Source organism: Rhizobium sp. O111, assembly GCF_055616315.1.
Genome location: NZ_JBSHXL010000001.1, coordinates 2429212 through 2442099 on the forward strand (window position 1 = coordinate 2429212; position 12888 = coordinate 2442099).

13 protein-coding genes are annotated in these 12888 nt (G+C 61.1%); 2 read left to right on the forward strand and 11 right to left on the reverse strand.

Annotated elements, in window-relative coordinates; genetic code table 11:
- Nucleotides 1-7: 7 nt before the first annotated feature.
- The 10 genes from ACVTFQ_RS12365 to chvE form a co-directional block, all read right to left on the reverse strand.
- The gene (locus ACVTFQ_RS12365; RefSeq protein WP_111562980.1) at nt 8-883 is read right to left on the reverse strand and encodes a transglutaminase family protein; all 876 of its coding nucleotides are present in this window, start codon (nt 881-883) and stop codon (nt 8-10) included.
- 79 nt (nt 884-962) lie between these two features.
- Nucleotides 963-1187 (reverse strand): hypothetical protein, encoded by a 225-nt coding sequence (locus ACVTFQ_RS12370; RefSeq protein ID WP_112991165.1) that lies wholly within the window; start codon nt 1185-1187, stop codon nt 963-965.
- A 115-nt stretch (nt 1188-1302) separates the two neighbouring features.
- Nucleotides 1303-1776: a VOC family protein gene (locus ACVTFQ_RS12375; RefSeq protein WP_018897240.1), complete on the reverse strand. Its 474-nt coding sequence runs from the start codon at nt 1774-1776 to the stop codon at nt 1303-1305.
- 102 nt (nt 1777-1878) lie between these two features.
- Nucleotides 1879-2133: a hypothetical protein gene (locus ACVTFQ_RS12380; RefSeq protein ID WP_111562982.1), complete on the reverse strand. Its 255-nt coding sequence runs from the start codon at nt 2131-2133 to the stop codon at nt 1879-1881.
- Between the two features lie 145 nt (nt 2134-2278).
- Nucleotides 2279-4018 (reverse strand): L-arabinonate dehydratase, encoded by a 1740-nt coding sequence (gene araD / locus ACVTFQ_RS12385; RefSeq protein WP_111562983.1) that lies wholly within the window; start codon nt 4016-4018, stop codon nt 2279-2281.
- Between the two features lie 63 nt (nt 4019-4081).
- Nucleotides 4082-5515 carry an aldehyde dehydrogenase family protein gene (locus ACVTFQ_RS12390; protein ID WP_047506350.1) on the reverse strand — a complete coding sequence of 478 codons (1434 nt, stop codon included), beginning with the start codon at nt 5513-5515 and terminating at the stop codon, nt 4082-4084.
- 83 nt (nt 5516-5598) lie between these two features.
- Nucleotides 5599-6594: an AraD1 family protein gene (araD1, locus tag ACVTFQ_RS12395; RefSeq protein ID WP_162718149.1), complete on the reverse strand. Its 996-nt coding sequence runs from the start codon at nt 6592-6594 to the stop codon at nt 5599-5601.
- A gap of 126 nt (nt 6595-6720) precedes the next feature.
- Nucleotides 6721-7929 (reverse strand): multiple monosaccharide ABC transporter permease, encoded by a 1209-nt coding sequence (gene mmsB / locus ACVTFQ_RS12400; RefSeq protein ID WP_018897235.1) that lies wholly within the window; start codon nt 7927-7929, stop codon nt 6721-6723.
- Complete coding sequence (gene mmsA / locus ACVTFQ_RS12405; RefSeq protein WP_047506352.1) at nt 7926-9464, reverse strand: multiple monosaccharide ABC transporter ATP-binding protein; 1539 nt, start codon at nt 9462-9464, stop codon at nt 7926-7928. The genes mmsB and mmsA overlap by 4 nt, the downstream gene beginning before the upstream one ends.
- 100 nt (nt 9465-9564) lie before the next feature.
- Nucleotides 9565-10629, reverse strand: a complete 1065-nt coding sequence (gene chvE, locus ACVTFQ_RS12410; RefSeq protein WP_018897233.1) for a multiple monosaccharide ABC transporter substrate-binding protein — start codon at nt 10627-10629, stop codon at nt 9565-9567.
- A gap of 270 nt (nt 10630-10899) precedes the next feature.
- Between chvE and ACVTFQ_RS12415 the strand changes: the two genes are divergently transcribed.
- Together ACVTFQ_RS12415 and ACVTFQ_RS12420 are read left to right on the forward strand one after the other, a co-directional pair.
- The gene (locus tag ACVTFQ_RS12415) at nt 10900-11904 is read left to right on the forward strand and encodes a LysR family transcriptional regulator (protein WP_047506354.1); all 1005 of its coding nucleotides are present in this window, start codon (nt 10900-10902) and stop codon (nt 11902-11904) included.
- A gap of 74 nt (nt 11905-11978) precedes the next feature.
- A complete protein-coding gene (locus ACVTFQ_RS12420; protein WP_111563019.1) occupies nt 11979-12500 on the forward strand; it encodes a hypothetical protein in 522 nt (173 codons plus the stop codon).
- On the opposite strand, the gene ACVTFQ_RS12425 is transcribed toward ACVTFQ_RS12420, so the two are convergent.
- Nucleotides 12501-12767 carry a hypothetical protein gene (locus ACVTFQ_RS12425; protein ID WP_111562986.1) on the reverse strand — a complete coding sequence of 89 codons (267 nt, stop codon included), beginning with the start codon at nt 12765-12767 and terminating at the stop codon, nt 12501-12503.
- Nucleotides 12768-12888: the final 121 nt, after the last annotated feature.

The following is a 12888-nucleotide window of genomic DNA, read 5'->3' on the forward strand; positions in this document are numbered from 1 at the left end:
CACGGCATCATGTTTCGGTGGTCACATTGACCTGCACGAGCATGTCGCCGAAGTCGTCACTAGTGCCGTCATAGCTCCCCCAGAGCGGGATCGCCTGGTGTGGGTCGCGGGCGACGCCGACGCGGATAAGGTCCTGATTGCCGACGATACCGTTGGTCGGATCGAACTCCACCCAGCCCGCGCCCGGCAGATAGACCTGACACCAGGCATGCGTCGATCCACCGCCAAGCGTGCGCGATCCGTCGCGATCAGGCACGTAGATGTAGCCGGTAACGAAGCGCGCGGCAAAGCCGAGAGAGCGCGCCGCTTCCATCATCAAAAGCGCGAAATCCCGGCACGTTCCCTGCCGCCGCTGCAGCGTCTCCAGGGGTGTTTGCGTCCCCCGCTCGACACGCCGCGCATAGACGAAGCTCTGACGGATCGAAAAGCACAGCGTCATCAGGATATGCCCGGTCTGCACCGAAGCACCAGCGCCGGTGAACTGCCGCGCCCAGTGCGCCACCGCCCCCTCGGGATCGTCATAGGAGCGGGCGATGGTGCAGTTAAGATCGGGAAGCTCGTCCTCTTCATAGGAGAAGGGATAGGTCAGCGCTTCGCTGTCTATCTCGAACTCGACGGGCACCTCGGGTGTATGATCGAGCCGGATATTGGTCTCGAAGCGGAGATGATCGGACGCGCCCTCTATATCGACCAGCGCGATGCAATTGCCGAACACGTCGTGGATCCAGCGCACCCGCGCGGGCGTCGGCTCGACCACCATCGTCGCGTCGAGCAGCCGCTGGTCAAAGCTGTCGCGCGGGCGAAACAGCACCCGGTGCTGGCCGAAGGTGACGGGCCGCTTGTAGCTGTATTGGGTGATGTGCCTGACGGAATATACGGTCATGCTGCCCTCGCCCGCCACGGTCCGGGCGGACGCCTTGCTACTCGAAGTCTGCTAATCGAACGCGCATAATCCAACGCTTCTAATCGAACTCCGGTACCTGCCCCGACTGGAAGAGAATGATCGACGGCCCCTGCTCGCCGACCGTCACATTGGCCTCACGGCACCAGACGACCACGCCGGCATAGTCATTGACCATCGTTTCGGCGACATAGACGGCCGTGTCCTCGCCCTTCATCCGGCGCGGCTCGAACGCATGGACAAGAGCGCCGCTGTCATCGATGTTGAACGCGCTCAGCACAATCAATTTCCGCACTCCTGGCATTGACGCTCTCCTGCGGCGATAACGGCAGGACGCCCGTTTCGTTCCTGAGAACGGGCGGTCTGGAGAAGAAATATGGCTGGGGTCGCCCAGCAATGGCTCAGCCCCGGCGGGCAGCCTCGATCGCCGCGACGTCGATCTTGCCCATGTCCATCATCGCATCGAATGCGCGCTTGGCCTCGGCGCCGCCGGCGTTCATCGCCTCCGTCAGCACGCGCGGCGTGATCTGCCATGATACGCCCCATTTGTCCTTGCACCAACCGCAGGCGCTCTCCTCGCCGCCATTGCCGACGATCGCGTTCCAGTAGCGGTCGGTTTCTTCCTGATCTTCGGTGGAGATCTGGAACGAGAAGGCCTCGTTGTGCTTGAAGACGGGGCCGCCATTGAGGCCGATGCAGGCAACGCCGGCAACGGTGAACTCGACGACGAGCACCTGCCCCTCCTTGCCAGAGGGATAGTCCCCCGGTGCACGCGTGATCTTCCCGACGGAGCTGTCAGGAAACGTCTTCGCGTAAAAGCGCGCTGCCTCCTCCGCATCCTTGTCGTACCATACGCAGATCGTGTTCTTTGCCATTACGCGCTCCTCCCGCGTTCGTTGCCTATGTCAGGACACATAAGGCAGCGATATCAGTTGACCAGCGCAATGGTCTCTTGGGAGCGGATCGTGAAGGCGGGCTCAGAGGCTCTCGTATTTTTCAGCCGTGCGACGGGTCGCCAGCGAGTAGAGCCAGTAGAACGGGATGAAGCAGATGAGCACGGCGATTTCGAGCACCGAATGGCGCGTCTGGCGGACCTCTTCGACAGCAACAGGCGCCTCCGCCCTCACCTCACGCTGCGCGTTCTCGAGCAGACGGTTCACCAGCTGGCGATTGTCTTCCGTCTCGGTCCCGTCGGCGTCGTGGTGAGTGGTCTTCGGCGCGGGCTTGCGCATGTCTGGCCTCGTCGTCATTGCAGTGCGAGGTGCAAACTAGCACGATTTTATTAAATCTTTAACTATAAGTTCCCAGCTTCCCGGATACGGAAAAGGCGGAGCTTTCGCCCCGCCTCTCGTCAATTCATCCGATCGAAACGACCGCTTAGTGGCTGTCCTTGCCAACCGCGCTGCCGCGACATCCCTTGAGGAAGTCGAGGTCGGCGCCGGTGTCGGCACCTTCGACGTGCTGCTGGTGCAGGAACGCATAGCCCGAGGTCGGCAGCTCGTGCTGCGGCTTCCACTCGGCCAGGCGGCGCGCCATCTCTTCGTCGGAGATATCGACATGCAGGCGGCGGTTCGGCACGTCGAGCTCGATCATGTCGCCGTTCTTGATGACGGCGAGCGGACCGCCGACGGCGGCTTCCGGCGAGGTGTGCAGAACGACGGTGCCATAGGCGGTGCCGGACATGCGGGCATCCGAGATGCGCACCATGTCGGTGATGCCCTTCTTCAGCACCTTCGGCGGCAGACCCATGTTGCCGACTTCGGCCATGCCTGGGTAGCCCTTCGGACCACAGTTCTTCATGACCATGACGCAGGTCTCGTCGATGTCGAGATTGTCGTCGTTGATCTTGGCCTTGTAGTCGTCGATATCCTCGAACACCACGGCGCGGCCGCGATGCGTCAGCAGATGCGGCGAAGCAGCCGACGGCTTAAGAACCGCACCCTTGGGCGCCATGTTGCCGCGCAGAACGACGATCCCGCCCGACTGCGTCAGCGCCTTTTCTGCCGGCAGGATGACGTCTTCGTTCCAGTTGACGACGTCCTTGACCTCGTCCCACATGGTTTCGCCCGAAACGGTCAGCGCATCCTTGTGCAGCAGGCCTGCTTCGCCGAGACGCTTGATGACGACAGGCAGGCCACCCGCATAGAAGAACTCTTCCATGAGGTACTTGCCCGATGGCATCAGGTTGACGATCGTCGGCACGTCGCGGCCGCAACGGTCCCAGTCATCGAGCGTCAGGTCGATGCCGACGCGGCCGGCCATGGCCAGCAGATGGATGACGGCATTGGTCGAACCGCCGATCGCCGCATTGGTGCGGATGGCGTTTTCGAAGGCCTGCTTGGTCATGATATCAGAAGGCTTCAGGTCGTCCTTGACCATCTGCACGATGCGGCGGCCGGTCAGTTGCGCCATGACCTTGCGGCGACTATCAACGCCCGGGATCGCGGCATTGCCCGAGAGCGCCATGCCGAGCGCTTCGGCCATCGACGCCATCGTGGACGCGGTGCCCATCGTGTTGCAGGTGCCGGACGAACGGCTCATCGACGCTTCGGCTTCGAGGAACTCGGCCTGCGTCATCTCGCCGGCCTTCACCATTTCGGAGAACTTCCAGAGGTGCGTGCCGGAGCCGACGCGCTCGCCGCGGAAGTAGCCGTTCAGCATCGGGCCGCCGGTGACGACGATCGACGGCAGGTCGACGGAGGCGGCCGCCATCAGAAGCGACGGCGTGGTCTTGTCGCAACCGACCATCAGCACGCAGCCGTCCATCGGCTGGCCGCGAATGGTTTCCTCGATCGAGAGCGCCGCGAGGTTGCGGTACATCATCGCGGTCGGGCGGAAGGTGTTTTCGGAAGCCGAGAAGACGGGAACTTCCATCGGGAAGCCGCCAGCCTCCCATATGCCCGCCTTCACCTTCTCCGCCAGTTCGCGCAGATGGCCGTTGCACGGCGTCATATCCGACCAAGTGTTGAGAATGCCGATCACAGGGCGTCCGTCGAACAGGTCGTGCGGGTAACCCTGGTTCTTCATCCAGCCGCGGTGATAGATGACGTCACGGCTGGTACCGCCGTACCATTCCTGCGATCGAAGCTTGCGCGGCCATTCCGCTTTTTTAAACATTGTCTTCTGCCTTTTGAGGGATGCCGAGCCGTCCTCGCGACGGCCCGTATCGCTATTTTGACGTCAGGCCAGCGTGTAGCTGGTCTTGACGGATGTGTAGAATTCGGCGGCGTACTTGCCCTGCTCGCGCGGGCCGTAGGAAGAGCCCTTGCGGCCACCAAACGGAACGTGGAAATCGACACCTGCTGTCGGCAGGTTGACCATGACCATGCCGGCCTCGGCGTTGCGCTTGAAGTGCGTCGCATGCTTGAGGCTGGTCGTCGCGATGCCGGAAGACAGGCCGAACGGCGTGTCGTTGGCCGTCGCCAGTGCCTCTTCGTAATCCTTGACGCGGATGACCGAGACGACCGGTCCGAAGATTTCCTCGCGCGAGATGCGCATCTGGTTCGTGGCTTCGGTAAACAGCGTCGGCTGCAGGTAGAAGCCGGGCGTGTCGCGCTTCAGGAGCTCGCCGCCGAAGGCAAGCTTCGCGCCCTCCTTTTTGCCGATCTCGATGTAATCGGTGTCCGTCTTCAGCTGCTTCTCATCGACCACAGGACCGATATGGGTCCCGGATTTCATGGCGTTGTCGACGATAAGCGTCTCGAGCTTGGCCGTAAGCGCTGCCACGAACTTGTCGTGGATGCCTTCGGTGACGATCAGGCGCGAGGACGCGGTGCAGCGCTGGCCGGTCGAGAAGAAGCCGGAGTTTGCGGCGGCTTCGACGGCGACGTTGAGGTCGGCGTCGTCGAGGACGACCATCGGGTTCTTGCCGCCCATTTCCAGCTGGAACTTGCGGTTATGCTCGAGCGATGCAGCGGCGACGCGTTTTCCCGTGCCGGTGGAGCCGGTGAAGGTGATGCCGGCAACATCGGGGCTGTCGAGCATGGCCTGGCCGACGACCGAGCCCTTGCCCATGACGAGGTTCAGGACGCCCTTCGGCAGGCCGGCGCGGTGAAGGATATCGACGATCGCCCAGGAGCAGGCCGGAACCAGCTCGGCCGGCTTGAACACGATGGTGTTGCCGTAGCAGAGCGCCGGCGCGATCTTCCAGGCCGGAATGGCGATCGGGAAGTTCCAGGGCGTGATGATGCCGATGACGCCGAGCGGGTCGCGGGTGATCTCGACGCCGATGTTCGGGCGAACCGACGGGATGGTCTCGCCGGCAAGGCGCAGGACTTCGCCTGCGAAGAACTCGAAGATCTGGCTGGCGCGAATGGTCTCGCCGATCGCTTCGGGAAGCGTCTTGCCCTCTTCGCGGGCAAGCAGCGCGCCGAGCTCGTCCTTGCGGGCCATGATCTCGTCGCCGGCCTTTTTCAGGATGACGTGACGTTCCCAGATGCCGGAGCGCGACCAGGCCGGGAATGCGGCCTTGGCAGCGGCAATCGCGTTCTTGGTGTCCTCTGCCGAACCATCGGCATAAAGGCCGACGACTTCGTTCGTATCCGACGGGTTGATGTTCTTGGTTGCGTCCGAGCCGATCCATTCGCCGGCGATCAGGTTCTGATAAATGGTCATGGGCCCTGCAAGCCTCCTTTACCGCTTATGAAAGAATGACCCGACAGCCAATGCGCCGGGCCCTAGAAACCAGAGCTGAGAAATCAGAGCTGCTTGACGACGATCTCTTCTTCGGCGTCGATCTTCAGCGGATTGCGCAGCGGCAGGCCGAACTCGGCGACCTCGATCTCGAACACGTCGCCCTCTTCCGTCTTGATGCCTTCGGCAAACGACAGCGTCGCGGTGCCGAACATGTGGACGTGGACGTCGCCGGGGACGCGGAACAGGCCGTACTTGAAGTGGTGGTACTCAAGGTTGGCGAAGGTGTGCGACATGTTCGCCTCGCCCGACAGGAAGGGCTTCTCGAAGATCACCTTATCGCCGCGCTTGATGCGCGAGGTGCCGCGGATATCCTCAGGCGCCGCGCCAATGCGGATCTCGGGGCCGAAGCTTGCCGGACGCAGCTTGGAGTGCGCGAGGTAGAGATAGTTCTGGCGCTCGGTGACGTGGTCGGAAAACTCGTTGGAGAGCGCGAAACCGATGCGGAACGGCGTGCCGTCCTCGGCAATCACGTAGATGCCGGCCATCTCTGGCTCTTCGCCGCCGTCGAGCGCGAAAGACGGGGAGACGAGTGCAGCACCCGGAGCGGCGGCACCATAGCCGTTGCCCTTGTAGAACCACTCGGGCTGAACGCCCTTTTCGCCAGCCTTCGGCTTGCCGTTCTCGAGGCCCATCTTGAACATCTTCATCGAGTCCGTCAGCGTTTCTTCCGCGGCCTCGGAGGTCTTCTTGTGCATGCTGTCGCGCGTCGCGGCCGAGCCGAGATGCGTCAGGCCCGTGCCCGTCAGATGCAGGTGCGCGGCGTCAGGATGCGTCATCGGGGCCAAGAAACGGCCTTCGGCATAAGCCTTTTCGAGATCGACGGTGTCACCAAGGCCATGGGCCTCGATCACCGATGCGAGCGACTTGCCACCGTTTGCGGCTTCCATGGCGAGCGCATAGACGCTGCCGGCATTGTTGACGGCTTTCGCGGTACCGCCCGGCTCGCGCACGGCGACGACGATCTCTCCGTTCGAACCCTTGATCTGCGAAATAAGCACGGTCTTCATCCTTTTTTCCATTGCGCGGAATGTGCTCCGCCATTCCGGCTCCCGAGGGAGCCGGATTACAAGTTCATGTCACTGCGAATTCAAGTCACTGCAAATAGGTGGGCAGCGCCGAAGCGCTTAGCCCTTGTTCTTGTTGTAGACGTCGAAGAAGACGGCTGCGAGCAGCACGAGGCCCTTGACCATCTGCTGGAAGTCGATGCCGAGACCAACGATCGACATGCCGTTGTTCATGACGCCCATGATGAACGCGCCGATGACAGCACCGGTGATCTTGCCAACGCCGCCGGATGCCGAGGCACCGCCGATGAAGCAGGCCGCGATGACGTCGAGCTCGAAGCCGACGCCGGCCTTCGGCGTCGCCGAGTTCAGGCGAAGCGCCACGATCATGCCGGCGAGACCGGCGAGAACGCCCATGTTGACGAAGGTGAAGAAGCTCAGGCGCTCGGTGTTGATACCGGAGAGCTTGGTAGCCTTTTCATTGCCGCCCATCGCGTAGATGCGGCGGCCGATCGTCGTGCGGCGCGTGACGAAAGCATAGGCCGCGATCAGCACCAGCATGACGACAAGCACGTTCGGCAGGCCGCGATAGGTCGACAGCAGATAGCCAAGCGCCACGATCGCCAGCGAAACGATGACGTTCTGCGCGATGAAGAAGCCCATCGGCTCGACGTCGATGCCGTGGCTTTCGTTCACCTTGCGGCGGCGCCATGCAAGGTAGAACAGGATGACCGGCAGGATGACGCTGAGCACCAGCGAGGTGATCTGCGTCGGTACACCGAAGATGTCGACCATGTCGCCGGGCAGGAAGCCGGTGGAGATGATCTGGAATTCCTTCGGGAACGGACCGATGTTCTTGCCGCCGAGAACCGTGAGCGTCAGACCGCGGAACACCAGCATGCCGGCGAGCGTCACGATGAAGGACGGAATGCGGTGATAGGCGATGAAATAGCCCTGCGCGGCGCCGATAACGCCGCCGATCGCCAGACAAAGCAAGGCCGCGAGCCAGAAGTTCATGCCCCAGGAGACGGTGAAGATCGCCGCCAGCGCGCCGACGAAGGCGACGATGGAGCCGACCGACAGGTCGATATGGCCGGCCACGATGACCAGCAGCATGCCGAGCGCCATGATGACGATGAACGAGTTCTGGAGAACGAGATTGGTCAGGTTGACCGGCCTGAACAGGATGCCGCCGGTGTAGAACTGGAAGAACACCATGATCGCGACGAGCGCGATGAGCATGCCGTATTCACGAATGTTGCCGCGGATGTAATCGACGACGGAAACGACGTTGCTTTCCTCGTGGCTGGTCGGGTTGACAGGAGTCATTGTTTCTTCTCCCCAGAGCGCATGATGGCGCGCATGATGGTTTCTTGGCTCGCTTCGCCCTTCGGCAGTTCAGCGACGATGCGACCTTCGTTCATCACATAGATGCGGTCGCAGTTGCCAAGCAGTTCAGGCATTTCCGACGAGATCATCAGAACGCCTTTTCCATCGGCAGCAAGCTGGTTGATGATAGTATAAATTTCGTATTTTGCACCCACGTCGATACCGCGGGTCGGCTCGTCGAGGATCAGCACGTCGGGATCGGAGAACAGCCACTTGGACAGAACCACCTTCTGCTGGTTCCCGCCCGAAAGGTTGACCGTTTCCTGGTAGATGCCCGAGGAGCGGATGCGCAGCTTCGACCGATAGTCGGTCGCGACCCTGCTTTCCTTGATGCCGTCGATGACGGTGCTCTTCGAAATCCCCGCCAGATTGGCGAGCGACGTGTTGTGCATGATGTTGTCGGCGAGCACGAGACCGAGATGCTTTCGGTCTTCGGTCACATAGGCAAGACCCGCATCGATCGCCTTGCGAACGGTGCTGGTGTCCACCTGCTTGCCGTCGACATAGACTTCGCCGGTGATCTTGTGGCCGTAGGCCTTGCCGAACACGCTCATCGCGAACTCGGTACGGCCGGCACCCATCAGGCCGGCGATGCCGACAACCTCGCCCTTGCGGACGTTGATGTTGATGTCGTGCAGAACCTGGCGGTCGCGATGCTGCTGGTGAAACGCATTCCAGTTCTTCACTTCGAAGATGGTTTCGCCGATCGGCACCGAGCGCGGCGGATAGCGGTCTTCGAGATCGCGGCCCACCATGTTTCTGATGATGGTGTCCTCGCTGATCTCTTCCTTGTGACAGTCCATCGTCTTGACGGTCATGCCGTCGCGCAGAACGGTGATCTGGTCGGCGACCTTGCGGATCTCGTTGAGCTTGTGCGAGATGATGATCGACGTGATGCCCTGCTTGCGGAACTCCATCAGGAGGTTCAGCAGCGCATCGGAATCGCTTTCGTTGAGCGACGCGGTCGGTTCATCGAGAATGAGCAGCTTGACGCTCTTGGACAGGGCCTTGGCGATTTCGACGAGCTGCTGCTTGCCGACGCCGATGTCGGTCACGAGCGTGTTCGGAGATTCGCGCAGGCCCACCTTGGCGAGCAGCTGCTTGGTGCGGTTGAAGGTGGTTTCCCAGCTGATGACGCCGCTCTTCGCATTCTCGTTGCCGAGGAAGATGTTTTCCCCGATCGAGAGCAGCGGTACGAGCGCCAGTTCCTGGTGAATGATGACGATGCCGATTTCTTCGGAGTCCTTCAGGACTTTGAAATTGCGGACGTCGCCGTCGTAGAAGATCTCCCCATCATAGGTGCCCGAGGGGTAGACACCGGAAAGAACCTTCATCAGGGTCGACTTGCCGGCCCCGTTTTCCCCCACAACTGCGTGTATCTCACCCTGGCGAACCTTGAGGTTCACATTCTCGAGCGCTTTTACGCCCGGGAACGTCTTGGTGATGTTCCGCATTTCGAGGAGTGTATTTTCCATGATCAAAATTCCAGCGCCGTGGCCGTAAGATCGGCCTGGCGTTCTAAAAATCGGAAACCGGAACCCGCGCGCGAAAGCGCGGATTCCGGCGTTCGTCAGATTACTTCAGCTGGTCTTCTTTGTAGTAGCCGCTGTCGACGAGAACGGTCTTGTAGTTCTCCTTGGTGACGGCAACCGGCTTCAGCAGGTAGGACGGAACGACCTTTACGCCGTTGTCGTAGGTCTTGGTGTCGTTGACTTCAGGCTCCTTGCCGGACATGACGGCATCAACCATGGCAACGGTAACCTTCGCCAGTTCGCGCGTATCCTTGAAGATCGTGGAATACTGCTCGCCTGCGATGATCGACTTGACGGAAGGAACTTCCGAGTCCTGGCCGGAAACGACCGGGAGCGGCTGATCGCCAGAACCATAGCCTACGCCCTTGAGCGAGGAGATGATGCCGATGGACAGACCATCGTAAGGCGACAGAACGGCGTCAACCTTGGCGTCGGTGTAGTTAGCCGACAGCAGGTTGTCCATGCGAGCCTGGGCCGTTGCCGGGTCCCAACGCAGCGTGCCGACCTTGTCCATGCCGGTCTGGCCGGACTTTACGACGAGCTTGCCACTGTCGATGTAAGGCTGCAGGACGGACATTGCGCCATCGTAGAAGAAGAAGGCGTTGTTGTCGTCAGGCGAACCACCGAAGAGCTCGATGTTGAACGGGCCCTTGCCATCCTTGAGGCCGAGCTTGTCGACGATCGTGCCGGCCTGAAGAACGCCGACCTGGAAGTTGTCGAAGGTTGCGTAGTAGCTGACGTTGGCCGAATCGCGGATCAGGCGGTCGTAAGCGATAACCTTGATACCGGCGTCAGCAGCCTTCTGCAGCACGTCCGACAGCGTGGTGCCGTCGATCGAAGCGATGACGAGAACCTTCGCGCCCTTCGTGACCATGTTCTCGATCTGAGACAGCTGGTTCGGAATGTCGTCGTCTGCATACTGCAGGTCGGTCGTGTAACCGGCGTCCTGGAGCTGCTTGACGATGTTGTTGCCGTCGTCGATCCAGCGAGCGGACGACTTGGTCGGCATGGCAATACCGACGAGACCCTTGTCAGCGGCAACAGCCGGCATAACGAACGAAGCAACGCCGAACGCGGCAGCTGCCATCAATGAGATAATGGATTTCATCTCTCTCTCCCTAAGTTAATAAATGCGCGGGCGATCTCCTCGCCCACCCCGAACTGTGGCGGGTTTCGTATTGGATAATACTTCAATAGCGAGAAACGAAGTAGGTCTCCTCCACGCTCTCACACGTGTTGAGTGCCAACCAGCACACGGCGGCAAACTGGTATGGATTCCTATAACTGTCAAATAGAATAAGTGGCAAAAGGCATAACAAATTTGGTATATCGTTAAAAAGTATTACTTTTGATGGAGAGCAGTGGGGAGGCTGCAACCATGTCGAGCAATTCAGGGCATGTGGCATTAGAGAACGTGGATATACAGACAGAGATTTTTGGGGACGACGGCCTTCTGCGGGCGGGACTCAAGCTGAATCACCTGCGGATGATCGTCGCAATCGAAGATAGCGGCCAGATTTCGGCGGCTGCCGAAGCACTTAACATTTCACAGCCCGCCGCGTCGCGAATGCTGTCGGAAATGGAGACCATTGTTAAGACTCCGCTTTATGAGCGCGTAGCCCGTGGCGTGGTGCTGACCACCTTCGGCGAGGCACTCGCAAGGCGTGCGCGCAAGATCATGTTGGAACTTAGAGAGGCAAGCCGCGAGATCGCCGAGCTCCGATCCGGCAAGGGCGGATCGGTCTTCATCGGCGCAGTGACGGCGCCCGCCATGAGCCTCGTCGTACCCGCCATCAAGCAGATCCGCACGGCGCTTCCCGGCATCGAGGTCAACATCCAGGTCGAGACCAGCAACGTGCTTGCCCGCGAACTTCTGGCCGCCCGCCACGACTTCGTCATCAGCCGCATCCCGGATGATCTCAACCCGCGGCTTTTCGAGGTGCAGGAGATCGGCGTCGAGCGCGCCTGCCTGATCGTGCGCAGCGGCCACCCTCTATTACAGAAGGGCGTGGCCACCATGGCCGACCTGACGGACTATGACTGGGTCTTCCAGCCGCCCGGCACATTGCTCAGGCGCACGATCGAGGACATGTTCCTGTCGCGCGGCGTTGCGGTGCCGGAAAATATCGTCAACACCTCGTCGCTGCTGCTCACCTGCGCGATCATCTGCCAGACCGACGCGATCGCCCCCATTGCAATCGACGTCGCCCACTTCCTGGCGGCGCAGCGCTCGCGCGCCTCCGATGTCCGTGTGCTGCCGATCGATTTCGAGATCAACGTCAGGCCCTACAGCCTGATCACCGCAAGGGAGCGCGCCCTGCCCCCGAGCGCGCGGCTGCTTTATGATCTGGTATTGGCCGAGAGCCGGAAGGGCGGGACCTGACTGTTTGGATGGGGCCTCACAAGCCCCACGCCATCTTGGTCGCGTTCTATGCGCATTCGCGCAAGGGAGGCTCCATGCTATTCGGACAATCGCTGTTCCAGTCGGTGCTCGATCGCCTGAAGGAAGAGGACGGCGAAGCTATTGAAGAGGCCGCTCCCGTCTCGCACCGCATGCCGGGCTTTACGACGGGCCTAGCCTTCGACGTGATGGAGGGCGTCTCCGCACCTTCGGCGCGGCCCGGCCAGGCCTATTTCGACAATCTGGAATTCGAAACGCCGCGAGAGGCGACCGACGCTGCTCCGCCGCCCGCGCCCTCGCCCGAACCGGTGGCCGAGCCACTCCCCGAGATCGAACCCGAACCGGCGATGCCGGAGCACCTCGCCCGCACGGCGCTGCCTGAGATCGCCGCCGAACTGGCGATCTCGGCGAACGACACCATCCAGGGCCTTAGCGACAAGCGACGCGGCTTCGCCAAGGCCAATCATCCCGATCGCGTTCACCCGCTGTTTCGCGACAACGCCACAAAGCGCATGACGATCGCCAATCAATTGATCGACGAAGCGATCCGCCGCAAGACGAGAAGCGCCAGGCGCTGATTACGCGTCGTTCTTGGGAGCGTCCTGCGTTTCGGCAGCGTCAGCAGCCTTGTCCTCGACAGCCACTTTTTCCTCGGCAGGTTCTGCCGGCTTGTAGGACCAGAGGAGCACGTAGGCGGCATAGGCCCCGGCGCCGGCCGCCAGTACCGCCCAGAAGGGATCGCCCCATAAGGCCTCGATCCCGGTCCAGCCGAAGCAGACCGCGACGATGAGAACGCGCACCCACAGCGCGCGATAGGCCGGATGGTTTGGATCGATCAGCTGCATCTCATTCCCATATGTAAAACTGTTACACGTCTTTAAGATGGTTTCTTAAAATGTGAAAGGCCCACGGCCTTGACGACGCGCGGATAAAATGGAATGAAAATTCCACAAAGAGATAAATTCG